Annotated in this window: 21 protein-coding genes and 1 pseudogene; 12 read left to right on the top strand and 10 right to left on the bottom strand. The window is 56.5% G+C overall.

Annotated features, from left to right (window positions below):
* Positions 1-73 precede the first annotated feature (73 nt).
* The gene (locus UP06_RS32850) at positions 74-769 is read left to right on the top strand and encodes a DUF8453 domain-containing protein (protein ID WP_045007858.1); all 696 of its coding nucleotides are present in this window, start codon (positions 74-76) and stop codon (positions 767-769) included.
* Positions 770-795: 26 nt separating this feature from the next.
* On the opposite strand, the gene UP06_RS32845 is transcribed toward UP06_RS32850, so the two are convergent.
* A complete protein-coding gene (locus tag UP06_RS32845; RefSeq protein WP_156163392.1) occupies positions 796-2322 on the bottom strand; it encodes a polysaccharide deacetylase family protein in 1527 nt (508 codons plus the stop codon).
* Positions 2323-3454: 1132 nt separating this feature from the next.
* Here UP06_RS32845 and UP06_RS32835 point away from each other — a divergent pair.
* Positions 3455-3643 (top strand): hypothetical protein, encoded by a 189-nt coding sequence (locus UP06_RS32835; protein WP_045007855.1) that lies wholly within the window; start codon positions 3455-3457, stop codon positions 3641-3643.
* 668 nt (positions 3644-4311) lie between these two features.
* Here UP06_RS32835 and UP06_RS42285 read toward each other — a convergent pair.
* The 3 genes and pseudogenes from UP06_RS42285 to xrtD form a co-directional block, all read right to left on the bottom strand.
* A pseudogene (locus tag UP06_RS42285) lies at positions 4312-4990 on the bottom strand (nucleotide sugar dehydrogenase); the annotation flags it as partial.
* 536 nt (positions 4991-5526) lie between these two features.
* Positions 5527-5964: a hypothetical protein gene (locus UP06_RS41210; protein ID WP_156163391.1), complete on the bottom strand. Its 438-nt coding sequence runs from the start codon at positions 5962-5964 to the stop codon at positions 5527-5529.
* 137 nt (positions 5965-6101) lie between these two features.
* Positions 6102-7685 carry a VPLPA-CTERM-specific exosortase XrtD gene (gene xrtD / locus UP06_RS32820; RefSeq protein WP_045007853.1) on the bottom strand — a complete coding sequence of 528 codons (1584 nt, stop codon included), beginning with the start codon at positions 7683-7685 and terminating at the stop codon, positions 6102-6104.
* 134 nt (positions 7686-7819) lie between these two features.
* Here xrtD and UP06_RS32815 point away from each other — a divergent pair, with 134 nt between their 5' ends.
* Complete coding sequence (locus UP06_RS32815) at positions 7820-10213, top strand: tetratricopeptide repeat protein (protein WP_045007852.1); 2394 nt, start codon at positions 7820-7822, stop codon at positions 10211-10213.
* A gap of 91 nt (positions 10214-10304) precedes the next feature.
* Here the strand turns inward: UP06_RS32815 and UP06_RS32810 are convergent, their stop codons facing one another.
* On the bottom strand, positions 10305-11627 hold the full coding sequence (locus UP06_RS32810) for a UDP-glucose dehydrogenase family protein (RefSeq protein ID WP_045007851.1): 1323 nt from the start codon (positions 11625-11627) through the stop codon (positions 10305-10307).
* A 1102-nt stretch (positions 11628-12729) separates the two neighbouring features.
* Here UP06_RS32810 and UP06_RS32795 point away from each other — a divergent pair.
* Positions 12730-13122 carry a VanZ family protein gene (locus tag UP06_RS32795; RefSeq protein ID WP_045007848.1) on the top strand — a complete coding sequence of 131 codons (393 nt, stop codon included), beginning with the start codon at positions 12730-12732 and terminating at the stop codon, positions 13120-13122.
* Positions 13123-13144: 22 nt separating this feature from the next.
* Here the strand turns inward: UP06_RS32795 and UP06_RS32790 are convergent, their stop codons facing one another.
* Positions 13145-13552: a hypothetical protein gene (locus UP06_RS32790; protein WP_197087443.1), complete on the bottom strand. Its 408-nt coding sequence runs from the start codon at positions 13550-13552 to the stop codon at positions 13145-13147.
* A gap of 207 nt (positions 13553-13759) precedes the next feature.
* Between UP06_RS32790 and UP06_RS41865 the strand changes: the two genes are divergently transcribed.
* Positions 13760-14005 (top strand): hypothetical protein, encoded by a 246-nt coding sequence (locus tag UP06_RS41865; protein WP_082081795.1) that lies wholly within the window; start codon positions 13760-13762, stop codon positions 14003-14005.
* Positions 14006-14035: 30 nt separating this feature from the next.
* Here the strand turns inward: UP06_RS41865 and UP06_RS32780 are convergent, their stop codons facing one another.
* Positions 14036-14296, bottom strand: a complete 261-nt coding sequence (locus tag UP06_RS32780) for a hypothetical protein (RefSeq protein ID WP_045007845.1) — start codon at positions 14294-14296, stop codon at positions 14036-14038.
* Between the two features lie 168 nt (positions 14297-14464).
* Here UP06_RS32780 and UP06_RS32775 point away from each other — a divergent pair, with 168 nt between their 5' ends.
* Positions 14465-15619, top strand: a complete 1155-nt coding sequence (locus tag UP06_RS32775; RefSeq protein WP_045007844.1) for a hypothetical protein — start codon at positions 14465-14467, stop codon at positions 15617-15619.
* Between the two features lie 414 nt (positions 15620-16033).
* Here the strand turns inward: UP06_RS32775 and UP06_RS32770 are convergent, their stop codons facing one another.
* Positions 16034-16402: a hypothetical protein gene (locus tag UP06_RS32770; protein WP_050032373.1), complete on the bottom strand. Its 369-nt coding sequence runs from the start codon at positions 16400-16402 to the stop codon at positions 16034-16036.
* Between the two features lie 838 nt (positions 16403-17240).
* Between UP06_RS32770 and rfbB the strand changes: the two genes are divergently transcribed.
* From rfbB to UP06_RS32740, 6 genes are read left to right on the top strand one after another with little or no spacing between them, the layout of a single operon-like run.
* The gene (rfbB, locus tag UP06_RS32765; RefSeq protein ID WP_245305610.1) at positions 17241-18347 is read left to right on the top strand and encodes a dTDP-glucose 4,6-dehydratase; all 1107 of its coding nucleotides are present in this window, start codon (positions 17241-17243) and stop codon (positions 18345-18347) included.
* 23 nt (positions 18348-18370) lie between these two features.
* Positions 18371-18928, top strand: coding sequence for a dTDP-4-dehydrorhamnose 3,5-epimerase (gene rfbC / locus UP06_RS32760; protein WP_045007843.1), 558 nt, complete (start codon positions 18371-18373; stop codon positions 18926-18928).
* A gap of 33 nt (positions 18929-18961) precedes the next feature.
* Entirely contained in the window at positions 18962-19804 is an 843-nt protein-coding gene (locus UP06_RS32755; protein ID WP_045007842.1) for an NAD-dependent epimerase/dehydratase family protein, read from the top strand.
* Positions 19805-19840: 36 nt separating this feature from the next.
* Positions 19841-20740, top strand: a complete 900-nt coding sequence (gene rfbA, locus UP06_RS32750) for a glucose-1-phosphate thymidylyltransferase RfbA (protein ID WP_045007841.1) — start codon at positions 19841-19843, stop codon at positions 20738-20740.
* An 18-nt stretch (positions 20741-20758) separates the two neighbouring features.
* Entirely contained in the window at positions 20759-21826 is a 1068-nt protein-coding gene (locus tag UP06_RS32745) for a glycosyltransferase (protein ID WP_082081791.1), read from the top strand.
* Positions 21827-21866: 40 nt separating this feature from the next.
* Positions 21867-22949: an acyltransferase family protein gene (locus tag UP06_RS32740; RefSeq protein WP_045007839.1), complete on the top strand. Its 1083-nt coding sequence runs from the start codon at positions 21867-21869 to the stop codon at positions 22947-22949.
* Between the two features lie 566 nt (positions 22950-23515).
* Here the strand turns inward: UP06_RS32740 and UP06_RS32735 are convergent.
* Together UP06_RS32735 and UP06_RS32730 are read right to left on the bottom strand one after the other, a co-directional pair.
* Positions 23516-24310, bottom strand: coding sequence for a class I SAM-dependent methyltransferase (locus UP06_RS32735; protein WP_082081789.1), 795 nt, complete (start codon positions 24308-24310; stop codon positions 23516-23518).
* A 528-nt stretch (positions 24311-24838) separates the two neighbouring features.
* Positions 24839-26761, bottom strand: a complete 1923-nt coding sequence (locus UP06_RS32730; protein ID WP_156163390.1) for an acyltransferase family protein — start codon at positions 26759-26761, stop codon at positions 24839-24841.
* Between the last annotated feature and the right edge of the window lie 30 nt (positions 26762-26791).

Genomic DNA, 26791 nt, shown 5'->3' with positions numbered 1-26791 from the left:
CTCTCCTGAGAGGAAGTAGACGGCGCGCATTCGACAGAGCTACTTTAAGATCTCAACTCGGGGGCGAGGACTAATGAAAAACGATCTCGGGCCTTATGCTGTCGGATTGCTTCTGTTGACCGTGGCACTATCGCTCGTTTTTTCTATAGGCGTTCCAGTCTTCATTTCTGAAGCGTGGCTCGGCTTCACTGGGAACGTCCTTGGTGCGTTCATGACGCTCGCTGCAGCTGTCTTCGCATGGACAGCAGTACAGCGACAGATCGGCGTACAACATGAGGCAAACCGCATTGCGCAAGCTGCAGCTACGGCTGCTGTGAAGGCCTTAGAACTCAGCCAAAAGCAGAGTAGAGCTTATTTCACTTGCTCAACTGAGGCCAAAACCACTCTCGACCGCCAGCTTCAAGTGAAATTGGTCATCAAGAACACCGGGCAGTCTCAGGCCAGAAATATGCAAGTCGAATGCGAATTGGGTTACCTGAGGGCCCCGTTTTTAAACCAGTACTTTGCGCTAGGAACTCGCATCGCCAGTAGTCCCGACGACATGGGCGCATCGAGCCAGGACACTATTGAAGTGACGTCTGGCGGCTTTCCCGAAGATCTGGCCTTTTCGGAGGGTGGCTGGGGCCCAATGGTACAGTGCGGTATAGCCTTCACTGACATTTTTGGCGACGTACACCAGCAACTCTTCAGAAGCTTTCGCTACGTCGTACCGGGAACGAACACCAACGACTATATGCGATTGTTCAAACAAGATATCCCGGAAGCGTGACAGCTGATTGCACGACCACGGCGCTGTCACTTCGTCATGTCGTCGCCGTTGGACGGCGCCTGCAAAGAACGCATCGTCTTGAACTCGATGACGTCAGGACGCAGCACCGTGACGTAGTTGATCAGATTGACATATGAGTTGTAGACGTCCGGGTTCGTGTAGAGATCATCATGATGGTCGAGGAAGAAAACGCCCTTGTTCGCGACCGCGATGTCGAGTGCGTATTGGACGATAGTCCACACTTGCGACCCGGTGCCACCGGTGAGGCCGTGCTGGAGCCTCTGGACACTCCATTGATCGCCAAATGGAAGGAGTTCCGACGGAGCAAATGGAGGATTAGCGTTGATACCGGCTAGGCCGTTCATGGCCGACCGGAACGTCGATTTGATCTGCGGCAACGTAGCGAGATTTGAATACGCGATCCCAGACTGATAGCCAAAATCAGCCGTGTCGCGGAAATGTCCGTGTTGGAGCGCGAGCGCGCGAACCTTCTGAAATTCTAGGGTGCGCTGCGCCGCGGTCATCGCGTTGACGATGTTCACGTCTTCCGTCGAATACATCCCCGCACCGAGCTGGCCACCAGCCGCCCAGATTTCGTCGATCTGCGCCCAGGTAATTTTCCCAGAGCCTCCGGTAGCCGATCCTCCGACGCCGTTCACGGGGTCGGCGACTGCGCCAGGAATAATCATAATGGGGCAAGCTCCTCCGAGCGCAGCCTGCATCAGCGGTCTTGCAATGGTGTAAGCGCTCGCCCATGCGTCATCAAAGGTGGGGATGACCGCCGCCTTCGTGCGCAGGTTGGGATAGAAGTCAATGTCGCCGACGCAGAACATGCCGCCCGCGCTGCCGCGCCCGTAGAGCGCTGCATACTTGAGGGCTGTCAGATCGGCACCGGTGCCCGTGGGCTTGAACTGGTTGACCGGATAGCCGATAGACTCGAATACGCCGTTGTTGACGCCCAAAGTTCGCGTGAAGTGGGACGTGATACCGCTAATGCCGCCTTGAGAGTGATAGTTGGCCGAAGGCGATGACGGCGTGCCCGCGGAGAACAGGCGGATCTCAAACGAGGTCAGGTTCACGTTGAACGGCTTGAAGGTAAAGCGGATAGTGCCGTTCCTGGCGTCGAGGCCGGTCCCCAGGATCGTCTTCGACGTGTAATAATTGGTCCCGCCATTCATCGTGACAAGGATCGCCGTCGAGCCGTAAGGACTATCCGACATCGCGGTGTCTGCTCCGGCCCCAAAGCTTTGGGACTGGACGTCCGCCATCGTATGGAACTGCGCCAACGTGGTTTTGGTGGAGACCGGCACCGGAAAATCCGTCGGTGTCACCGCCACCATCATAGAACCGGTGATGACAGTGGCGCCTCGCACGGCCTGCACGCCGACAGCATAAACGCCATCGGTAAGCGCGCCCGCAACTTGCAGCGACGCCCCCGAAATCTGGAATTGATTGCCGGGATTGCTGGTCAGTGAATACGCCCATCCGCTGGAGCCATTGCTCATAAACAGCGTGCAGATATTCGTCCCTGTCGAGGCCGTATCCAAAACCAAGATCGAATCTTGCTGGATCGTTGGCGCCGCTCCCCCAAGGTTACCGCGACCATGGCAGTCCCAATGGTCCGCTCCCTGAAGGGATGAACTTCGTGCTGATTAATGATGCACGGAACCATCGAAACTTCTTGCCCGATTCGCGCTTCAACCAGCGATGCGCCGTTGGACTGATGAAGAAATTGCAAGATTGAGGAAGCTCGCACAACGGCGGCGAGCAACGCAGATTGCGATTGAGTTGGGACGTTCGACTGGCGAGGTTCACCGCAAGGCCAGGTCGCTAGGCATTTCGCTCCGCATATTAACTGAGGACACACTCCACCGCGGACCTAAGTCCTCACAATGAACCGCAATTACCCAATATTGCGGCGATGGACTGCCAGCGATGAAAAGAGCCTTCGCGATCTGGTTGCCAGCAATAAGCGACCCGAGGAGATCGCAGTCGCTCTCGATCGGTCGGCCAAGGCCATCCGCAACAGCGCCCACGCACTTGGTTTGACCTTCGGCCGCACCGGTCCTCGATCTAGACGGCCCCCCTCTTAAAACTGTGAAGTGGCTAGCTGAAGTACCCTTTGGAACTTCGAACAAGACCAGGCGTTTAAGACTATGTTCTGGATCTACGTCACGGCTTGCTGGATCGGATTTAGCCTGGGTACCGGCGCCCTTCTTATATGGCGCACCCTTCCGGCAGCGACCTACCACTCCCACTTCCGGAATATTCGGCTTCATATCGTGCCACAGACGGCCAGACGGCGCGGCACCTTTTAGGGATTTCCCTGGACTTCCCGCGTCCTTAGACGTAACGGCGTGTCAAAGGCGAACCGGAGTAAAAGAGATGAAAAGGCTCACGATTGCCGTCATTATGCTGGGAAGTTCGATCATCTCTGCTGCGGCTCAGATCAGTCCAAACGGCACTCAAGGCTCCGTAAATGGAGGGACGCGGGCGCGTCCTACGCAGGGACAATCGCGAACCTCAGTCGCCACCCAACCAAGCAATAACCCGTTCCAAAACCCAATCGGACAGGGCGTTCCACCCGCCGTATCGGCAAATCCTAACGACAACAGTGGCCGCACAGCGCGATAGCCTGAGAGGTCCTTACACTCTCCCCACGAACCAAGTAGAGAGCTATGGACCATGGAAGACGGGCCACCGGATATCCAGTTTCGCATCAATTCAAAGGGCTGGGTCGTCTTGGACGGCCTTTCACCGGGCGAGACGTTCGAGTATGAGCTGCTTGCCCATCCGTCCGACCATCTGCGGAATTCAGCAGATCAAGTCCGCCTAAATCAACTGGTCGAAAAACATCGGCATGCGATGACCTAGCCGACGCCCCCGAGTGAGCGAACCGCTATTCTCTCTCTTCGTAGCGGTCGCAGCGAGCGTCCCCTCGCTTGACATCGGAATCGATCTCGTCGAGCGGTGGGGTACAGCGGAGCAACGAATATTTGTCATTGTAAGGCGCAGGTTGTCGCCGACAAATGCGCCCGCCAATCGGGACCTGAATGGCCTGAGTTCCAACCGTATAGAAGCAATTGTCCGACTTTGGATCCGCCTTTTTTGTCGAATCCTGCGCTATCGCGATCCCGGGACTAAGCACCGCTAGCGCGATAATGGCGAGCTTCCTCATTGGAGTTCTCCCTTTTGCGACCAAATGTTTAGATAAGGCCGATCGCCGCGCCGTTCAACTAATGCGCTGACCGGGCGTGGACGTTGGCCCTCTTTACGGCAAGAGGCCGACGTGAACGCTGATTAGGGCATCCGCACCCTGCTGCCCGAAAGCCTTACCGGATCTGACAAAATGCCGACCGAAGCTGACGAAGGCATCACACGCTTACGCCTTGGCCAAATGCGGCCCATCCAAAAAATCTACACCTTTGCTCATCCAGTCCAACGCCTTCGCGGAAGCGCGGCAACAGCCCTGCGAAATCAGCGAGCACCTTGGCGACATAAAGCCCGGAGGCCTTTCGCGGCACCCAACGATCGCTATCTGCCTAGCCCTCGCGCGACGCGCTCGAGCGTCCGATGCTTTCATAGACGAAACCGGCCGCGACCATCTCATCGGGACGGTAGATGTTACGGAGGTCAACGATGACGGGTTGCGTCATGGTCGCCTTCAGCCGGTCGAGGTCGAGCGCGCGGAACTGCACCCGCTCCGTGACGATGACGATCGCATCCGCACCGGTCGCGCAGGAATACGCATCTTCGCAATAGGTGATGCTGGGCAGCTCGCCCTTGGCCTGCTCCATGCCGACGGGATCGAAAGCTTTCACTTTCGCGCCCATGTCGATCAGGCCTGTCACCAGCGGGATCGACGGCGCATCGCGCATGTCGTCGGTGTCGGGCTTGAAGGTGAGGCCGAGCACCGCGATGGTCTTGCCGCGCAACGAGCCGCCAAGCGCCTGGGCTCACTTTCCGCGCCATCGCGCGCTTGCGGTTCTCGTTGACCGCCAGCACGGATTCGACGATGCGCAAGGAGACATCGTAATCCTGCGCGATCTTGATCAGCGCCTTGGTGTCCTTCGGGAAGCAGGAGCCGCCAAAGCCTGGGCCGGCGTGCAAAAACTTGGTGCCGATGCAGTTGTCCAGGCCAATGCCACGCGCGACCTCCTGCACATTGGCGCCGACCTTTTCGGAAAGGTCAGCGATCTCGTTGATGAAGGTGATCTTGTCGCGAGGAACCGTTCGCGCGGCGACGATGGGCGCTCGTCGAAGATACAGTGCTATCGCGTGTTGCGGCACCTTCTGCTGAATATTTTCCGCCAGAAGGCAATGGAGACATCACTTCGCCCTACTGACGTTGCCGGTATCGTCTCCGAATTCCAGGTGCAACGGAGTTTCACACGATCCACCATGCCCTCGCCTGCCAAATGGATCCGACCCGCCGCGCGTGGCATCGAACCCGTCTCGCTTCCAACGGCCATCGTCATGAGCATGGGTCAGCACAAGAGCAGTTTTAGAGAATACTGAGGTCAGGCTTTGCATCGCCGCCCCAAGCGCATACGCTGAAAGGCGGCGGCAGGGTGGTATCCCAATAAGGCTCGGGTTGAGGGCTCAGATATAAAAGAGGACGATTGCAGAGCCCGAAGAAAGAGAAAACTATCACTTGGCCTTCAGTGAAATTGCAGGCCAGTTGGGAAGGATAGTCTGTAGCCAAGGCGCCAAACCAACCAAGCAGCCGAGACAACCTTCCCAATTCTTGAATAAAATCAAACTGCTTGTAGACTGATCGCACGCTTACGTGCGGTTCGATAGCCAACCAAGCCTAGAGCAAAGATTGCCAAGGCAAACAATGGAAGCCCAGCCGGAAGTGGCACCGCCGAAACCGACAGACCAAAACTTGAAGTTGTACCAGTAAAATGGGACACAGAATAGTTGCTAGCATAACTTTTTGATGTATCAACAGAAACAAGCTGACTTATGCTGCCGGAGCCCGCTCCGATGACCCCTCCGCCCGAAGTCGTGTAAATGCCGGAGAGCGTATTACTGCCCCCAGAGTAAGAATAGGAGAGGTTAGAAAGAGTAAACGACCCATTTGTATTGTAGCTGAACGTAAAAAGGTACTCTTGCAACGACGCGGCTGACGCTGGGCCAACAAATGAAAACACAAGGGAAACCACGCCCAAATATTTAGCTAGCTTGTTCATCTAGCGCCCCTTCCAAATAAACCGCAAACGTTGAAAAACTTCGTTAACCAACGTTAATTCCGAACAATCAGAAAAGCAATGAAAAATTCTGCAATGCGCAATAGAAGCGCTGCGCTCCAATTTCGGCAGCTACGAACTTAGCGGATGCCGGGTTCCCGCGACATTCGACTCGGAACATAAGATTCGATCATAGGACCAATATCAGCGACGAATTTCTTCACAACTGCGTCTGCCTTAGCATCCTCTCCATTGTGAATCGTCGCGACAATGCGGATGAGGGCTCCGTCTGACCTGTTCTCAACAATGGCGTCTCTAATCGCATAGTATCGAAGTGCATTTTCGTTTGCGATATGGCGGCCTCGCTCCTCAAACCAATAGTACACGACTTGCTTCACATCTCGCTTTTCAATGATGGCGCGGTTCACGTCGATTGATACGCCTTCATTGAAAGGCAACTCGACTACCGATTGGCTGGTAATGGTCCATCCGCCGCCAGGTATGCAAAACTGAGGGCTGTGCGGATGAGCACCAGCATGCTGCGATGCGTAGTAGGCCACGTAAAAGTTCAACGAGAGACCGACGGTCGGATCGACGTAGTCTGCCAAGAGATAGTCCGTAAATCCCATCGAATCGGCCAGATCCCCATCAAGGACGTGCGGCACACCGCGCCAGATTTTGTACTCCATGGGGAACAGCGCTAATGGCTGACGCGTGGGCATGATTTCGGCGCGCACGGCGGGTAGGCTTGCGAGAAGGCCCGCCCCAGCAAGCAAGACGATACCTGCAGAAAGCGATGATCGCGATAGCGGCCAGTTGATCAACCTATCCAGTGTGAATTTATCAACGATCATGAGATCGGATACAAGGAAGCGACCGGGCGGGTTTCCAATACTGAGCAGACACCAAACCTCGAGAAACAATACGCCTATGCATAGCGAAAAGACCGCGAAACCTGCGACGGTATGCATCACGCCGACCGATGTATCAAGGTCGAAATAGCCAAGCAGCACAGCGATCATCGCAATCCGGCCAGCATTCATGAAAATAGCGATCGGAAAGCAGGACAGAAGAACCAAAACTTTCTTCCAGAGCCGGTCCTCCATCAACATTGAAACAAGATATGCGAAACCCATCAGCGGGAAGAGATAACGCAGACCATTGCAAGCCTCCGCAACCTCGAGGTTTCCGGTGGCGAGGACGATCACATTGCCATCGAGCAATGCCGGCACCTGAAACAATGAAATAAAAATCGTCCCAAGCCTGGAAGATAATAACTGCATCTCTGCCGAAAGCGACATATAGATGGTCAGCGGAGGTGGGACCACAAAAAGTAGGTACACCAAAGGTGCGGCCAAGACCCTCATGGAGTTTGACCCGAACGATGCCCATGCAAACCCAGCTAAGCCCAATATGGTACCGTAGATGGTCAGTGTGTAGCTGCCTGTCGTCCATGCGAACAACATGATGGCAACTGCCAATGCCACAAGTGGAACGCCAATTGCATAATTTCCACCAATCTGGGCCGTGCGGAGGCGTTGTGTGAAAATGAGCACAGCTAACGGGACAATAAACCAGGCGTGACTATATTCCTGTTGGTTCCAGGCCGAAAAAAGCGGAAGCAGCGAGCGCCAACCGCCGGCAATCGAACCAATGCAAATGGCGAGCGCAAACGCTCCCCCAAAGGTCCTGCCTTCGGTCCGCCGAAAATTGACTGCTTCCATAGTCGCCTCAGCAAATCGTTCGGGGTTAATCCTATTTGATGATGGGTAGAAATGCGAGGCCTGCGGTGCGAAGGTGTAGCAGGTGCGGCAGCTGCAACCATTTTGATCAATAACTTTCAGGCGCCGTCAATTCCATGAAAATTTCGCTGAAGCTTTTAGTATGCGCGGTTCTTTTGCTACTCACGGCTTGCGGGAAGCAAGAACAGAGCCGTGAGACTGCTTCGTCTTCTCTAATCAAGGCTCAAGAACTGTACAGTGCGGGCCAATTTCAGGCGGCGCGCGCCGAGGTTGAGGCATCCATCAAGGCCGACTTTAAAGCCAGTCAGGCGCACTTTCTCGCTGGGCAGATTGCGGAAAAACTCGGCGATTTGGACAGGGCTCTAAACGAATTCGTGACTGCGGACGCAACCGCGCCGCGCTCCGAAAAAGCGCGAGCGGCGGCGGCAAAATTATTGATCCGAGCTCGTGCGTACAATCTCGCGGAGCAGTGGATCGCCAAATGCCTCGCAGATCTGCCCAATGACCGAGCGATGAAGGGCTATCGGGCCCTTCTAAGGCAGCGATTGGGAGATGGCCGTAATGCGCGCGCTGACGCAGAAGCTATATTGGCCGAGAATACGGGAGATGTCGTCGCAAATGCAGTCTTAGCCGAAGAGGCGCTTCAGAGAAGGGACCCAGCCAATGCGCTAATCAGAATCAATGCTGGTCTGGCAACCGATGCTTCGGACGGGAGGCTTTTGCAACTGAAGGCCGAAGCATCAGCTCAACAAGGACACTTGGATAGCGCGCTTGAAATTTATAGAGCGCTGATTTCAAACGATCCCTCTGAGGTTGAATATCGGGTCGCCCTTGCCGAGCTATTTGCGAGGAACTCGAGAGTTGAGCAAGGTGAGCAGGTTCTGCGGGATGGGGTTGCCATAGCTCCCGGCGACATCAACATGCGAATGCAGCTCGTTTCTTATCTTACCCGCCACCGCGACAAGAATGCTGTTATTCGTGAGCTCACTTCAGCGATCGCGGCTGCGCCAGAGACCACTGTCTATGACGTCGTATTGTCGGATGTCTACGCACGAGACAATCAGTTTGTCGCCGCTGCAAAAATTCTGAATGACGCAACAGCGCGAACCCACTCGGAGGCGTCGCGCAGTTCAGCCCAGTTGGCGCTTTCAAGACTCTTGATCGCGCACAATGATCTTGGATCTGCCAAGAGCGTGCTGGAGGCCGCGACAAAGAGTAAGCCAGCTAACGATGAGGCGCTTGCCGTTCGCGGGCAGCTATTGCTGAAGGAGCGAAACCCTTCAGGTGCAGTCGATACGTTCTTGTCGATAGCTCGACGTCAGGCTGCAAATGCGGAACTGTTCTCGCTGTTGGCAGACGCCTATCTTCAAAATGATCAGGCCAAGGAGGCTGTTGCCGCTCTTAGGCGCGTCACGAGCCTGAGGCCATCGGATCTCACGCCAATCCTGCGCATCGTGGATATCCAAATCGGTCTAGGGGGCCTTCGAGAAGCACGGCGTACCGTCGATGATTTCCTGGGGCGTAATCCCGATTCGATCGATGGGCGAGTGTTGCAAATTCGGCTTGCGCTTCGAAGCAAAGATTTCTCTACTGCGTATTCAGCCCTTACCCAGCTCAGCAAGTTGCCCGAGGCCGGGCAGCAGGTCATCAGACTTGACGGCGAAATCAGAGAGGCACAGGGACAGTACCCTGATGCGGTCGATCTTTATCGCCGGCTCTTGATCCAAAAAGTCGACGACCGCTTTGACGTACCAGGCGCTCAAGCTTTTGCCCGCGCTTCAATCGCGGCTGGACAAGCAGGCGAGGCAATAACCCGGCTTGAACGGATTGCCTCCAATATTTCGCCGACCGACGTTGCGGCTTACGATATGACCCTCGCCAGCCTTTATGACAGCATTGACCAGGCGGACAAAGCGAACGCCCTACTTGAGTCAGCTATGCGCGCCACGCCAAAAGACGCTGCGCCATATCTTCAACAAGCCGCGCGTTACGCGCAAAGGAAGCAAATTGAGCAGGCTCTGACGTCATTGGATCGCGGGATAGAGGCCGGAGCGCCGAAGGAGCCATTGCTTCTTGGGCGCGCGGACGTTCAGAAATCCAACGGGCAAATCGATGGCATGATCGCGAGCTATCGCGATGTGCTTAGCTCCAACCCCGAGTCAATCATTGGCGCCAACGAACTTGCAAATCTACTTGCCGATCAGATTCCTCTGGATAAGAACGCTCTGCGCCAAGCTCGCGATATCCTGCAGGTAAACGCGACTTTCAAAAACCAAGCGATTCTCGATACGTTGGCTTGGTCGGCCTATCGCCTAGGTGAATTTGATAAAGCACGAGAACTAATGAACTTGGCTAACCCTGATCGACTATTGACGCCGCAAATGCGCTTCCATCTGGGGGCCATTTTAATTGCGACAGGTGAACGGGCCAAGGGTAGAGGGATCATCAAAGATACTCTCAATGATGTTTATGCGGGCCGGACTGAAGCGGAGAAGATTTTAGCCGATTAGCCCGCGAAAGCTTCCGAGCTGAGTGGTAAACTGGCACATTAGAGGGTTTGCCATGTGTTAAAGCCACTTTGGCGAAAGATGCGAGAAAATGCTACCTGCCTAGCGCCTCATTCGAACGTCCAACACTCTCGTATTGGAAGCCAGCTGCGGCCATCTCTTCGGGGCGGTAGATGTTGCGGAGATCCACGACGATCGGCTGTGCCATGGTCGCCTTCAACCGGTCGAGATCGAGACCGCGGAACTGCGTCCATTCGGTGACGATGACGAGCGCGTCGGCGCCTTCAGCACAGGAATAGGCGTCCTCGCAATAAATAATGCTGGGCAGCTCACTCTTCGCCTGCTCCATGCCGACGGGATCGAAGGCCTTCACCTTGGCGCCCATGTCGAGCAGGCCTGTCACCAGCGGGATCGACGGCGCATCGCGCATGTCGTCGGTGTCGGGCTTGAAGGTGAGGCCGAGCACGGCGATGGTCTTGCCGCGCAGCGAGCCGCCGAGCGCCTGGCTCACCTTGCGCGCCATCGCGCGCTTGCGGTTCTCGTTGACCGCCAGCACGGATTCGACGATGCGCAAGGAGACATCGTAATCCTGCGCGATCTTGATCAGCGCCTTGGTGTCCTTCGGGAAGCAGGAGCCGCCGAAGCCTGGGCCGGCGTGCAAAAACTTGGTGCCGATGCGGTTGTCCAGGCCAATGCCTCGGGCGACCTCCTGCACATTGGCGCCGACCTTTTCGGAGAGATCCGCGATCTCATTGATGAAGGTGATCTTGGTCGCGAGGAACGCGTTCGCGGCGTATTTGATCATCTCGGCGGTGCGGCGTTCCGTGAACATCAGCGGCGCCTGATTCAGCGAGAGCGGGCGATAGACGTCGCCCATCACCTTGCGGCCGCGCTCATCGGAGGTGCCGACCACGACACGGTCGGGGAACTTGAAATCGCGGATCGCCGCGCCCTCGCGGAGGAATTCGGGGTTGGAAGCGACGACGACGTCGGCCTTAGGGTTGGCCTCGCGGATGATCCGCTCGACCTCGTCGCCAGTGCCGACCGGAACCGTCGACTTCGTCACCACGACGGTGAAGCCCGAGAGCGATTGCGCGATCTCGCGCGCGGCGGCGTAGACGTAGGAGAGATCGGCATGACCGTCACCACGACGCGACGGCGTTCCGACCGCGATGAACACGGCGTCGGCGTCCGCGACCGGCTTGGACAGATCGGTGGTGAAATCGAGCCGCTTGGCCTTGACGTTGGTCGCGACCAGCTCGTCCAGCCCGGGCTCGTAGATCGGGATCTCGCCGCGATGAAGCGCTGCGATCTTCTTCTCGTCCTTGTCGACGCAGGTGACGTCGTGACCGAAATCCGCGAAGCAGGCGCCGGACACCAGTCCCACATAGCCCGTGCCGATCATGGCGATGCGCATGAAATGCTCTTCTCGTTGATAACAGATGTTCCACTAAACACCCTAGACCATCTTCCTATCCGATCGCACGCCCAACATTAGGGCAAGTTGCTTCGCGCCCGGAATAAACCTTAACGGCCCTCACATGGATGGCGTGCTCGCATCGAGGGAGCGTGCGGCATGCAATTGTCGCAATCTACATATGCGGCTGACATGCTCGGTACCTCCTAGCGGACGTACCGCTCGATATCCCTTCTCCACTGTACGTACCCTGGCCCGAGCAAGTGAATTCCGTCATAGGTGCATTGCCTGATGAGACCCGCGTCCGGGGATGAAAGTGACATGTTCAAATCGACGAACGTCAGTCCATTCTTGTCGGCGTAGGTGCGGAGGAGCTCGTTAAGGGCGCGAATGTCATCGAGTATCCCACCGCATACGGCCCTCGAGCATTCGATGGTGGACTGAATATAGACATTCACTTTGTGCTTAGTGAGCTAAGCCTCAAAGACGGAATTGCGCGGCCGCGGTGCCGTTCGGGGAAACCAACGCTGCCACAACGGTTCGCCGACGATCCCTCTTGCGAGCGTCTGCAGCGACCGCGCGAGGTAGAACCGCTCCTGGCAAACGGCTCCAAGAGCAAAGGCGGCAAGCGCGATGAGAATGTGTCGGGCGCCGATTTTCATTTGGACAGGATTGGAGCACAAATAATGCTCAGGGTAGCGCACGATCTTTTCGCTTTAAAGGTGGCAACCATGCAAACCCCGCGACCTTGTGTTTCAAGGCTTTGGGCGCTTGGTCTGAGATTGGAGGCGAAGAGAGAGGCCGAGCTCGCGAGCTTTGCGATGAACTTCACCGGTTGATCGCCCGAGTTCGATTGCGATCTGAGATGCGCGCCGTATCTGGGCAAGCATCCTCAGCCGCGATATCTCTTCCTCGGTCCAACGGCGCATTTTCGCCACCGCACTGCGTATGCAATTGCACAACCCTGTCGAGGCTGGCCCGTTCCTTGCCCCGCAGCCTGCGCGCGGTCAGCTGGATCGCAACAACAGTTCTCGACTGGGAACGGCCTTGAACGGGCCCCGCGCTCCGGAAGAGCAACTTGCCATAGGTGAGAAGAATTTTGTTGGAATTCGGTGGTCAAAAACTGTGCAAGCTTACGAGCTGGCTTGTCCTTGCCTATGTCGCCTATGTGACGCTGTCGCCTATCAAGCAGCGTCCGATCCTGGCCGGCGTCCAGTTCGAGCACTTCGCGGCGTTTGCTCTGCTCGGAACGGCCTTCGCGCTTAGCTATCAATGCCGGATCGGATTCGCGCTCGCGATTGTCATTGGGAGCGCCTTCGGCCTTGAAGCGCTCCAGCTGATCACACCAGATCGACATGGACGCATGATCGATGCCCTCGCAAAGGCAGCGGGCGCCCTATGCGGACTGGGCGTAGGTCAGTTGATGATTCTGGTTCTGCGGGCCTCGCTCGCGCGATCGAGGAAGCCATCACAATCCACGGAGACCACGAGCTAAATCAAGTCCAAGACGACTCAGCTCAATAACCTGCCAGATTGGCGACGAGGCCGTCGTTTGAGGCGCTGACCGTGATATGAATGACGGACTGTCCCTCGTCGTGACGATTTTTTCCAACGACCACAAGCGCAAAACTATCGCTACCCTTAAAGTCCGACTTGGCAAAATAGCGAAATCCAGGGCCCACCAATGTTATTTCGCCGCCTTTCGGCTGCTCCGCGATCGACACGCTGTAGATTTGCATTGTCGACCAGCGAAGTCCCTGAATGCAGTTGGCGCCGGGCCTGATCGTCATCGACCAATCGATACTGTCGCCGGCAAGCTTATAAGGCTGATTGTCCCGTAGGCAATTTGGGGTTGCCTTCGCAGGGCCGATCAAAAGAGCCGCGATCATCGGCAAAATGAGAGCAGGAACAGTGAGCATTTTCATTGGTGACATCCTTCTTGAGGACGATGCACCAACTCGGGCTAACGTTCGGTAAGTCTCGACAGCAAAGGGGCAGGGTTGGTAAATGTGGAACTAAAATCCCGCTAGCGGGTCGGGGGCCGACGCTAGAAAGACGGAAAATCCAACGCGTAAATAGTCGGCTCGTTGGATTCGTTCGAGCCACCCACCCTCTCACTACCCGAGACAAACTTGAAGGTCGCAATCAATCTCGTGTTCCTGACCTGCACGCTCATTCCGACCGCGGTTGCGGCCGGTCCAAGCGCCGAGGTGGCCCGGAAGTGCATGCATTATTCCTACATCGCTTATCCATATCAACGACCCGGGTCGGTACGGATGAGCGGGGATCGCCAAGCCTATTTCAAGAACTGTATCGAGAAGGAGGGCAATATTCCTGCTCCAGACAAGCCTTCCTCATCCGCGCAACACCAACCCTAGAGAGCCTGCGACAAGACACCAATTCGGCAATCACTTGGGCGGCGTTCCGGCATCTACATTGCCGTTGTTGGCGACACATTTGTCGAAGTAGCCGTGCTGAGCACGCCCTGCCCCTTTTGCGCTGCCGGCGGCCGGATTGCCGGGCTCGCGCGGCGGAAACTGCTTGGTCGTCAATGCACTGCATTTGCGCGCAAGCTCGGCCGTGATTGCGGATGCGTGGCCTGGGAGAGCGCCGACCGCAAGGCACGTCACGGCCAATAGCATCAAGGGCGATTTCATATTCGCGAGCATGGTGATCTTCCCCGCACGACAGCTTTCCCGACGGCTAGACCGGTTAATCCGCCGCGTCCAGCCATTCTAGTCGAGATGCGTAGCGACGATACAGCCGAAAATGCCGTTTTCGTCGCATCCAGATTGGTCTAATGTGACTGTTATGCAGTCACAAATGCCACCCTGGCGATGACCTCGGGCGACCTGATACCAAGCGATCCCGAACAGCCGGACCACGCTCCCACTGAGATCCAATTCGCGCTCGTCATCGCCCGCATGATCGAGACGGTGGACAAGAGCCCCGAGCATTTGCGTCAGGCCGTCTACGACCTCGCGCGCTACAAACTGCTGGAACAGTTCACCCACGCGGATGCCAGGGATAGCAAACGCGCTCAGCAGGCGCTCGAGACCGCAATCCGGGGCGTTGAACACTTCTCCCAGCAACAGCCGTTGCTCGCATCCTCGCCGTCCAGGGTACAGCCTGGCGAGCCCCCGGGCTGGCTGCATCATCTGCCAAGCTCAGTCGCTCAGGCCGCGGCACCGCAGCCAACGCCTCCCGAGCGGGCCCAGCTAAATGAACCAAAACGCACGGCGGCGCACCGCCGAAACCCGCAGTTTGCGCTGGTGCGGCGAACTGCCGCGATGTTACTCGTCCTCGGCGGAGTTCTACTCGCGTTCCAGCAACGTGAGCGCTTGTGGCGTTTGGCGCAAAATGCGTCCCAAGGCTTATCCCCACAAGAAAGAATGGTCGCCTCACCGCCGGTTGGACCCGCAAGCGCGCCTGCTCCGAGGCCGGCTCCGGCTCCGGCGAAGCCGGACCCGTTGCGGCCGACGGACTACGGCATTTATGCTGTCGGCCACGATCGTCTCGTGGAGTTACCGCTTCTCCCCGGCAAGCCGCCAGATATCCGCGTTGCGGTGTCGGCGGCGCTCAAGGCGCCGAGCCCGACCATGTTGCCGAATGGACGCCCGAAATTTGTCGTATTCCGCCGCGATTCCGCGGCCAATGCGGCCGACCGAGCCGAAGTTCGCATCCTCGCCAGGGTCACCCGGGAATTTTCGGCCGAGGCCGCCGGAAAGAGGCCCGACGACAGCGAGGCGACTTGGGTAATCCGAAACGTATCGTTCCCGTTTCGTTCGTCCCCCCTCCCGGATGCACCCGAGATGTACGAGCTGCACAGTGAAGATCCGGAGCTGCAATTGGCGCCGGGGCGCTACGCCCTGATCCTCAGGGGACAGGCATACGATTTCACAGTTCCAGGAGAGATCACCGATCCTCGGCATTGCATTGAGCGAGTAGTCCTGACCACGGGAGTTCTCTACACCGACTGCAAGAAGCTCTGACGCCTTCCAATTCGCAACTCCACGCCTAAGTAAACGTGGCTGTTACATCGCGTTAGATTGCTGGAGGCAACAATGCACTCGGCCCTGCTCACAGCTCTCATCATGGCAACGCTTACGACCTCTACAGCGGCGGTTGCCCAAGGAACGCAGCAACAGGGGCAGAGGAGCCAGCCGCAGTATCCCCGCAGGTCCGTCGCAACTCAGCCGACCAACAACCCGTTCCAAAATCCGATCAGCCAAGGCGTGCCGCCGGCGGTCTCCGCAAATCCCAATATCAACAACAATAGCGGATTGACCAATCCGCCGCGCTGACTAGGCGTAGCCTTGCGCAGCCTTCAGAACGCGCAAACCTCGCGTTTTGAGATCGCGTGGTTGCCAGACGACCAGCAGGTAGGTAGCACCAAACACGGCCAACTACTCTGCGCTTATCTCGACCTCGATCGACGAGCTGCCCGCGACCCGCATCGACGTTCCCGTAATGCTCAGCTTGAAGGAATCGCTTCCGCGCGCGCCCTGATTCGACAAGTAGCGGAACGAAGGTCCTTGGATCATGAGCTGCCCCGATTTGGGCATCTCCGTGATGGCAATGTGATCGATCATAATCGTCGACCAACGCAAGCCCTGGATGCATTGACCGCCCGAAGCGATTTTGACCGACCAATGGACCGTGTCGGATTGAAGCTTGAATGGTTCTGGATGCAGGAGGCAGGTCCCGCCGGCCAGCGTTGCTACGGGCAAGACCGTCACCAGAAGAGCAAATATTCGGAGTATCAGCTTGGTCACAAAACACCTCGTTGCCGAAAATCCAGACGCCTCGTCGCCCAACCAGCGCCAGCATTGATGATATTATCTCGTCTGTAGCGCCTCGCCAGCAGGCGACTTTGCGACCCGAGCAAGCCGCCCCACATCGCCACACCAATGATGACAAGATAGGCATCAAGCCGCCGTTTTGGGGCTGCCAGCCGCCCTCGTCGTCGCTGCGGCCTTGAGCTTTGAGCCCGAACTACAGAAGCACCCTAGTGGCACGGGGGCTGCTGCTCGGAGATGCATCCTACTCAATCTAACTGCCGCACATAATCTTCCTTCTGATATTCAACCTGATCGCGAAACGTGCCGGCATGCTCTTGCCGGCGGGCTGATCGTGTACACCGCTGTCAAAAAATCAACGTCAAAACTTCTCGCGCGCCTCTCCACGCCCAAAGCGCAGTTCGAATCTCCGCTTCAACGGGTAAATTCAAGCTGACGACTAATGAGAGCGCTCGAGGAAGGCGGCGACACGAACGCGATCTACTTCCGGCTCGCAGGTACAGGCGAGTTTTGTGGAGATCGACTTTGCAAGAATGCCCGGTAGCGGCAGCAACCCAAGCAGCAGCTTGCGACCGCCGCACTGTTGAGCTCGAAATCGCGAAAATCTCCGGGATTTTGTCATGTTAGCTATGCCGGGAAAAATGACTTGCTCGGATTTTACGAAGACAATAGACTTTACTTCTAGTCCATTAGTCTATTTTCATCTTTGAGTTTCAGTCCGAATTTTGAGCACAATGAAGAATTCTTGGGCGTTCGCCACAGAGGCGCCCGCAAAGACTTTAGTCATCTCGCTGACTATCTGCTGAAACCGAGAATGGAACCGTTCGTGGCTAAGGACTTGATGTTGGATTCGCAATGCGCTCCGAAGAGGTTTCTCGTGACCGGCGGTGCGGGCTTCATCGGCTCGGCCGTTGTGCGCCACCTCATCGAGACTACGTCGAATGAAGTCCAGGTCGTCGACAAGCTGACCTACGCGGGCAATCTGGATTCACTTCGGCCGGTCTCCGCGAATCCGCGCTACCGCTTCGAGCAAGCCGACATCGCCGATGCGACAGCCATGCGACGAATTATGGCGGCGTTCGCGCCCGACGTCGTCATGCATCTTGCCGCCGAAAGTCACGTCGACCGCTCAATCGACGGGCCCGGCGAATTCATCCAAACCAACGTCGTCGGCACCTTTGCGCTGCTCCAGGCTGCCTTGGAGTATTGGCGGAAGCTGAAGCCGCAAGGAAGGGACCTCTTTCGTTTCCATCACATCTCAACCGACGAGGTTTTCGGGTCGTTGGGCTCGACCGGCTATTTCAGCGAAGAGACGGCCTACCAACCTAACTCTCCCTATTCCGCGTCCAAGGCCGCATCAGATCACCTTGTCCGCGCGTGGCACCATACTTACGGGCTGCCTGTCGTCATCACGAACTGCTCCAACAATTACGGCCCCTACCACTTTCCCGAAAAGCTGATTCCGCTGACGATCATCAATGCGCTCGAGGGCAAGCCGCTTCCGGTCTACGGCAAGGGCGAGAATATCCGCGATTGGCTCCATGTGGATGACCACGCAGAAGCGCTCCTGCTCGTCGCTCACAAAGGCGTCACGGGACAGTGCTACAACATTGGTGGCCACAATGAGGCCACAAATATCGCCGTTGTCAGGGCGATCTGCGCATTGGTCGATGAACTCGCCCCCAATCCGGCGATAGGCCCTCGTGAACATCTGATCACATTTGTGGCTGACCGCCCCGGCCACGACGCACGCTATGCCATCGACGCTACGAAGATAGCGCGAGAGCTGGGCTGGAAACCAAAGCACAGCTTTGAAAGCGGGTTGCGCCAAACTGTGCAATGGTATCTCGATAATAAGACATGGTGGGAACGCGTTAGGACAGGTACCTATCGAGGCGAGCGACTTGGGCTCGCAGTCTAGGTCTCTAGCGTCCAGGATTTGTCATGCTCAGCGTCGTTCCTACCGCGATCGAAGCCGTCAAGGTCATAACGCCTAAATCATTCGGCGATGCCCGCGGGACTTTCAGCGAGACGTACAAACAGCAACGGTTTTTCGAGCACGGCGTCACGCTGAATTTCATTCAGGACAATCAGGCCTTCTCAAAGGAGGCAGGCACCATCCGCGGCCTCCACTTCCAAGCTCCCCCGACTGCACAAGACAAGCTGCTTCGGGTGTTACAAGGAAGCGTCGTTGACGTCGCAGTCGACCTGCGGCGTTCCTCGCCCACTTACGGAAAGTGGGTCTCCGAGCTGCTTTCGGCCGAGAACGGCAAGCAGCTGCTGGTTCCTGCCGGCTTTGCCCACGGCTACTGCACGCTGGAACCCGACACGGTTGTTCTCTACAAGGTAACCGCTTATTGGTCTCCAAAGGACGAGCGCGGGCTCGCTTGGGATGATCCGGATCTCGCGATCGATTGGCAGGTGCCGCGAGAAAAGTCCCTGCTCGCGGAGAAGGATACCCGCTGGCCGCAGCTGAAAGCGCTGCCAACCTATTTCGACTGAAGTGCGGTCCGAATTACAAGGGACAGATACGGAATGAAGATCGCAGTCACGGGCGGTGGTGGATATGTCGGATCACACGTCGTGCCGGCGTTGCGGAAGGCAGGTCATCATGTCGTCTCGGTGGAGCGGTATCCCTCCGACAGCGGCACATCGGACCACCTCGCAACCGACATCTTCGATAGCGATCCCGACCTGTACCGCAGACTTGGGAGCCCAGACGTCTGCATTCATCTGGCTTGGGAATTCGGCTTTGATCACGCAAATCCGGCCCACTTCGCGAATGTCGACAAGCATTATCGGTTCATGGAAACAATGCTCCGCGGTGGCTTGAAGCATCTTGTCACCGCCGGCACAGTCCATGAGATCGGCTTTCACGTCGGGGCAGTGAATGAGGCGACGCCAGCGTCTCCGCGTCATCCCTATGGCATCGCCAAGAACTACCTGCGCCAGCTCCAGGACTGGCTCTGCACCCAACATGGCGCCGTGAGTCAGTGGCTGCGGTGCTACTACATCACCGGCGACGACCATCGGAACAATTCGATCTTTGCAAAGCTCCTGAAGACAGCCGAAGAAGGCCAGAGGACGTTCCCGCTCAATAGCGGCGAGTTGCTTTGCGATTTCATCGACGTGGAGGAGCTCGCGGCACAGATCGCCAAGGTGTCGTCGCAGACGGAGGTTACGGGGGTGATCAACTGCTGCTCGGGCACGCCGACGTCGCTAAGAACACGGGTCACGAAGTTCGTTTCCGACAACAACCTCGACATCGAGCTGCAATGGGGCAAGTTTCCGATGCGTCCGTACGATTCGCCAGCGGTCTGGGGCGACGTAACCAAGCTGACCGCGGCCCTCGCTGCGGCATCAGGTCAGAAGAATTAGCGTGTCGCGATCGAGCAGTCACGAAAGGGGCATGAGATGACTTCGATTACCAAGGGTATCATTCTGGCGGGCGGCAGCGGCACGCGCCTGCATCCGATGACCATCTCGGCGTCGAAGCAACTATTGCCGATCTACGACAAGCCGTTGATTTATTACCCGCTGTCGGTCCTGATGCTGGCCGGAATTCGTGATGTTTTGATCATCTCCACGCCGAGCGACCTGCCCAGATTCCGGCAGCTTCTGGGCGATGGCGCAAAATGGGGGATGTCGTTCAGCTATGCTGAACAGCCGAGCCCGGACGGCCTTGCGCAGGCCTACATCATCGGTGCCGACTTCGTCGCCGGTCAATCATCCGCGCTCGTCCTGGGCGACAATCTTTTCTATGGCCACGACCTTGTTCCGGTGCTGCGACGGGCCAGCCAGCAAGTCGATGGTGCGACTATATTCGCCTATCACGTCAGCGATCCCCAGGCCTACGGCGTGGTGGAATTTGACCAGCGGAACGTCGCCGTGTCGATCGAGGAGAAACCCCGCGAGCCGCGATCGAACTGGGCGGTCACCGGGCTCTATTTCTACGATCGCGAAGTCGTTGACATCGCGGCCAATCTGAAGCCATCGAAACGCGGTGAGTTGGAAATCACCGACGTCAACCGCGCCTACCTGGAACGGAAGCGGCTGCGCGTAGAACGGATGGGGCGCGGCTTCGCCTGGCTCGATACCGGCACGCCCGACAACATGCTGGAAGCCGCCGAGTTCGTGCGCGTGCTGGAAAAGCGACAGGGCTACAAGATCTGCTGTCCCGAGGAGATCGCGTATCGCGCGGGTTGGATCGCGGTCAATCAGCTCGAACGCCTCGCCGAGCCGATCGCCAAGAGCGCTTACGGACAGTACCTGTTGCGCGTTTGTGCATGGCCGAAAGAGGACTACTTTTCGTAAATCCAGGAACGCTTCTCCATGGAGCACAATTCTTCGTTTTCGCCCCATCAATTCCAGCCTGAGCCGACAATGCATTGGAAAGTTCTGACACCATTTAGTCCCGGCACGGAGGTTGGCTGGATACCCGCCCATATCCGCGACCCAAACCTGACCTTTGAGGTCATACCGTCGGACTACGATCACGATCGCTCCCGCCGCCTGTCCGGCTTGCGGGAGTGGATCGATTATGCGCGGCACGCCATCCGCGCCTGGTTCAAGAAGCCATCGGGTTCCGATGCCCCGATCGGCTACCTCACCAGCTTTCCTCAACTGCCGATTTGCCTCGCCCTGATCAAGCGCGTCACGTTCTCGAACGTGCCGATCGTGGCTTGGTGCTTCAATCTTGGGTCGACCTATGGCGGGGTCAAAGGCGTGCTTGCCCGTTTCGCCTCGAAGGCCATTGACATCTTTGTCGTGCACTCGACCGCTGAAATCGAGATCTACTCGAAGTGGCTTCGGCTTCCACGGGACAAATTCATCTACGTTCCGCTCTCGGTGGCGATGAAGCCTCTGCCGGCCGTCAGCCAGGCCGCGGATCGTTTCGTGCTGGCGCTGGGGACGGCCAACCGCGACTACGACGGCTTGGTAAAAGCCCTCACCCCCCTGGGCTACCGAACCATAATCATTGCTGGCCCCAAAGCGATGCAGAACCTGGATCTGCCGGCTTTCGTTGAGCATAAGAGCGGCCTGCCGCTCGAGGAATGCCACAAATTGAGCCGCGCCGCTGATTTGATCGTGATCTCGCTCAAGGACGTCGAGGCCGCCTCGGGCCAAGTCAGCTTTCTGGAGACCATGATGTTCGGGCGGCCCGTCATCGTGACGCGAGCACCTGGGACCGTCGATTATATTGAAGACGGTAAGACTGGCATGCTGGTCGAGCCCGGTGACGTTGAGGGCCTGCGGAGTGCAATTGCAAAGCTCTGGAACGACGAAGATCTTCGCCTGAGGCTTGGAAACGCTGCGAGGACCAGCGTCGAGAATTCATCGACATTCAAGGCCGTCGCCCCGAAGATGAGGCAGGTTTTGAATTCGTTCGCCGAAGGCTAACGCCCAAATTGGCAATGCGAGAACCGGAAGCTGTAGTCGGATGCATCGGGATAATAATTTCAACTTGATACGTGCCGTGGCAGCACTGGCGGTCCTCGTCTCACATGCCTATCCGATCGCGTGGGGCGCGCGCGCCATCCAGCCGCTCGAGGATACACTTCAATTAACTCTGGGACATTTTGCGGTCATCCTTTTCTTCATTGTCTCCGGCTATTTCATCACCCAGAGCGCGCTCAGGAGCAAGGGCCCATTCGATTTCTGGACGGCGCGCATTCTAAGAATCTATCCCGGACTGTTTGTCTCGCTGTCACTTACCGCGTTGCTTGGTGTGTGTGTCTCTAAACTGAGCCTTGCTGAATATTTTTCCAGTCCCGGAACCTATTCCTACGTGCCGGCTGGATTGTCGCTCCTGTGGATTCAATATGAGCTACCCGGTGTCTTTGACAGCAACCCTTTCCCACAACTGGTCAACGGATCGCTGTGGACACTCTTTTATGAAGTGCTGTGCTACGTGATGGTTTCGGCACTTGCTTGGCTAGGCGTTCTACAAAACAGAGCGGCACGTGCTGGCTTTTTTGTGATCTACTTGGCTTTGTATATTGCTGCAAAATTGATGCTGCTTTCTGGATTGTTTCCAGCCTGGGTAAGTCAGGGCGCCATCAATTTCCTGCGTCACCTCCTGGACTTAACGCCGGCCTTCGTCATCGGAATGCTGTTCTATGTCTACCGGGATCGTCTTCCTTTGAATTTTGCGATCTGCATTGTGCTCGTGCTCTCCACAGTATATGCGGCCAATTCGCCATTCTATCTTGAGATGTTGCTGTTTTCAGCCGGGTTTTGCACGTTCTACATAGGCTTTCGATCCTTGCAGGTACTTCATCCGTTCAACAATCTGGGTGACTATTCCTATGGCATGTACATCTACGCTTTTCCGATCGAGCAGCTCGTTGCACAGTTTTTCAAGGGTATATCCCCGTTGGGCATCATTGCCATTGCGACTCCGATAACCATCGCTGTTAGCGCAGCATCGTGGCACACGATAGAAGGCCCGGCGTTATCGCTCCGTTCGAAGATCATTTCGGGCGTATTTGCTGGGCGGGCGAAGGTCTCGACGTCGGTTTGATGCCGATGGTCAGCCACTTTCCAGGGCTTCCGAGCGGCCGCGATCGCAGTCGGGGCCGACCCCATGCATGAGGTCTCCTCGACCAGATCGGCGCTCTGCGGGCAAGGAACCGACACGGCGGCATCGCTCGGCCGCAAAATCTGTCACCAGGAGAACAGCGACAGGGACTGGCCGCGTGTGCTTGCTCAGGTCCATTGGTTCAGAAGACGAAGCCGCAGATTTACGGCACGCATCCGGTCAATACCCGAGCTAGGCGCGATCTTTTTGCGAGGATCGAGCTGCGGCGGCAGCCCCTTGCCGCTGGCCGCCTCCAACTAACGCCAGCAGGTCCGCAGCCTTGTTGCCTTGTTGGCAGGATATTCGGGGAGCAGCGCCAGCACGTCCGCAAGTCAGAGTCTCGATTAACGTATGGACGGCGGCGGCACGATCACCGCCAGCGTCCGGGCCGGCAGATCCAGTTCTTTCTTCCAATCGCAACAGCTCGCAGGCGTGCTCGGTTGCGTTGTTTAACCCCGTGATGTTTTTGGGGCTAACCACGGCATGTCGCGCAGCCCAGTTTGCGAGGTTTACCGTCTTCCGAAGATGCCATCGATATATTTCCGACGGCGGGACCGTCGAACGAAGGGGTCGACGAGCCGACCTTCGAGTTTCTGTCGAAGAGACCGCGGAAAGCGCACTGCCGTTCGGACTCTGGATTTCAGGCTTTCATTTCTCTCGAAAATGCAGTGGGCGTACTCCACTTCTCGCCATACAGGGATCATTCTAAAATATGTCATGCTTAATCCAGCAAGCGCGGCCTCTTGAGCGAGCGTTTGCGGGGGGATCTGATTGTCAATAATTTGTAGCTCTGAGGGTTCCTCTTGCGATTGGTACTCCAAATTGAAAGCCGTCGGAAATGTCAGCATCACTTTTAAGGAGGGGCCTCCAAGAGCGGAAAGCCTTCGGAAGAGCGCGGTCCTCTGGCTTTCAGGTATGTGCTCAATTACGTCGCAAAGGGTGATTATGAACGGAGGAGCATCCAACGGAAGCTTGACGGCTTCATCAAGGACGTCGGCTGACACAAAACGGAGATTTGACATCGAAACAGACTGTGTGGCGTACCATATATTCTGATCGCTGATGTCAACGCCAACGACGGAACCCTGGGTGCATGAAGCCATAGCTTCTGTCGCAATGCCGATACCGCAGCCAACGTCGAGGACGCTGTCGTTCGGTTCGATTGAAGAGCAGAAGAACTCGATCGCCTTCTCAATTCGCAAGTTGCCATACACGCGGTATCCGAGCATGCGATCGGTAGAAAAAGCATCATAATATGCTTTAACTTGGTCTGGGGTTGGCGAGGCCGCACGCGCATTTTCCATGATCGATGCTCCCTGACGAGCTACTGATAAGGGATAAGCAGGGCGTGAAAGTGGCAAGAACGTATTCTTGCGAAGGCCGTGCGGGTCAAGGTTTTGGGCGGGTTGGAGCGGCGGCACTTATCGCAGGATGACAAGGTGCGGATCGTTGAGCGGACGGCGGCGCTGGGGACGAAGGTAACGGAAGTTGCGTCGCAATGGCGTTGCGGCGACTGATCGAGATCGATCTTGGCAACCAGCGACGCATTCGGGTGGATGCATCAGTTGACCCGGAAGCTTTGGCACCGACAGGCTCGAATGCCGATGACTGCCATACAGGGCAATGTGCGGGTGTGGCTTGCCAAAACCATACCGACATGGGCCGCGGCTTCTCAAGCCCTGCGCGCATTCCCAGCCCGCGGAGATCCTCGCCGTAAGTGATATGATGTAAGGCGTACAGCTGCACCTCGGCATCTGCTTGCGCCAATGAAGCACGTTGAAGTCGAACACCCACGGACATCAAGTCGGAAGAGACGATCGTTGGAATTTCGGTCACTTTTGCTCGCGTTTTTGAAAAGCATTGCGGCTCCGTTGCAAGAAGCTATCAAGCAGGTGTCGTTCGGCAATAGAGTGCGCGCCCGCGAGCGTAAGATGACTTCTGTCGCGATACTTCAGCTCTCCATTTCTAAAGGCCGTGCATGTGGCACCGCAGAGTTCATGCAGGACAGACACTAATTCAACGGTTGATGGAGCTGACGCTTTGAGGAAGGCTTCACGCTCGAACTGATCAGCGCCCCAGGAGCGCGACGGCAAGAATGGTCTCAGGTCGCCGTCAGCGGATAACTGGTTCGTTTCGTAAAGGCGTGGTACCGAGTCCGAAAATACAGGGGAAACTCCAACGAATGCGACAGCAAAACGCTTTTCCTTGAAACGATCAAGAGCTTCTTTCAGATCGCCGATTTCCAAAAGTGGAGTAGTCCAATTTCCCGCGACAATAAGGCCATCAACGAACTCGAGGCGCTCGACTATGGACGCGACTTCCTCCCAAGGCGAGCCGTAACAAGCGGGGAGTTTTTCAAGTCTGGCGTTCGGTCCAAAATGCGGAGGGCATCCGTCTATCTCAAGGAGTGATAGATTTGCATCGTCGTCATGGGTAAGTGCTGCCGCTACGGCAGGCGACAGACTATCCCCTATAATTACGATGTTGATTTTTTGGGGGTTTATGCAACCTCTCAGGTCACTTTGTCGTAGATTGGTCGCAGGCTGGAAGTGACACCTCAGTTTTTGTAGCTCATGATCAAGGCCATCACGCATTGCTTCAACGTCTGCCGAGTTAGGAAAAACGATCCTCGATATGTTCAGTGTTCCAAAGAGCAAAACAACGGTAAGGGCCGATGTGGCTAACCCTGCAGTTGCCATCAATTTCATGTTGCTCTTGGTGTCAGCGCGCCCGTGCAGCCTTAGGGGCCGCTCAACAATTGCAGTGAGCAGATAGCCAGCAGCAATAGATCCGAGCAAAAGAGCGATCTCAATCGAAATATTCGGAGTGGGATTTCTCGCTAGTACCGCTGTAATTAGGGGCCAATGGACGAGATAGATCGTATATGCGTGGGAGCCAACAGATACAGCGGGACTGCTTCCGAGTAGGGAATAACGGTGCTCGCCATCAGATACGTCGGCTAAATAGCAAGCAAACGCCACGATTATCGATATCAGGAATTGAAAGCTCGTCTGTTGGGCGCCAAACTGATAGTCGAACAAGGAGATTCCGATAATCATTGTCACGGGCAGAAGTTCAGAAAATACGAAGCTCTGCATCCACCTATTTGGACGCCAAGCGGTGCGAGCAATGGCCGCAAAGAGCCCTCCGATCATGAATTGATGGAAACGAAACGGGCTCAAATAAAATGCCGCTGTGTCGGACCGAGCGGCCACAACGACAGCGCATGCGAAGCCCAACAGCATAATGGCTACGGCAACGAGAAAGACGTTCTTTCGAAACTTGATCAGGGCCACCAACAGTAGCGGCCATATTAGGTAAAACTGCTCCTCGACGCCTAGCGACCAAGTATGAAGCAATGGCTTGAATCGAGAAGACTCGCTGAAATAGCCTGCATCAAGCCAAAACCAAACGTTCGAGACCGAGAAGATGGCCGACAGTGCCGACGCAGAAAGGGCGCGATAGTCTGTCTGACCATAGAGAAAAAGGAATCCTACCATTGAGGCGAGGACCGTAACCATCAAGGCTGGCCCGAGGCGCGCTACGCGGGAGAGGTAGAAGTCTTTGAGGAAGCCCGGTTCTCGCGATCGAATTAAGATCAAACGAGTAATGACGAACCCACTGATGGCGAAGAATGCATCAACTCCTAGGTATCCAGACGGAAGCCTCGAAGGGACGATGTGAAAAACTACAACCAAAAGTAAAGACAGCGCCCTCAACCCCTCTATGGGGTTGATCTTGCCTGAGATTTTCATGTTCACTCGAGAAAACAGTAGGGTGACCGT

Source organism: Bradyrhizobium sp. LTSP857, from assembly GCF_000938285.1.
In the GTDB taxonomy this organism is placed as follows: Bacteria; Pseudomonadota; Alphaproteobacteria; order Rhizobiales; family Xanthobacteraceae; genus Bradyrhizobium.
Note: the sequence above shows the minus strand (reverse complement) of the source record. Positions and strands in the feature narration are given on the sequence as shown.